The organism is Bacillus sp. ABR, from assembly GCF_056172715.1.
Genome location: NZ_JAOYSL010000018.1, coordinates 1 through 295 on the forward strand (window position 1 = coordinate 1; position 295 = coordinate 295).

3 tRNA genes are annotated in these 295 nt (G+C 52.5%); all 3 read right to left on the reverse strand.

From position 1 onward, the window contains the following. Positions 1 to 16 precede the first annotated feature (16 nt). The 3 genes from OIT90_RS19305 to OIT90_RS19315 all read right to left on the reverse strand — a co-directional run bounded on the left by OIT90_RS19305 (position 17) and on the right by OIT90_RS19315 (position 271). Positions 17 to 109, reverse strand: a tRNA-Ser gene (locus OIT90_RS19305). Positions 110 to 116: 7 nt separating this feature from the next. Next, positions 117 to 193 (reverse strand) — tRNA-Ile (locus tag OIT90_RS19310). 4 nt (positions 194 to 197) lie between these two features. Beyond that, positions 198 to 271: transfer RNA gene (locus OIT90_RS19315), tRNA-Met, on the reverse strand. Positions 272 to 295: the final 24 nt, after the last annotated feature.

The window sequence follows — 295 nt, forward strand, 5'->3', positions numbered from 1 at the left end:
GGGTTTTAAAAAAATATGGCGGAGGAAGAGGGATTCGAACCCCCGCGGGCTTTGACACCCCTGTCGGTTTTCAAGACCGATCCCTTCAGCCGGACTTGGGTATTCCTCCGTATAGATGGTGGACCTTGTAGGACTCGAACCTACGACCGGACGGTTATGAGCCGTCTGCTCTAACCAACTGAGCTAAAGGTCCTTTATAGCGGCGGAGGGGATCGAACCCCCGACCTCACGGGTATGAACCGTACGCTCTAGCCAGCTGAGCTACACCGCCATGATCAAAACAATCTTTTAAAAA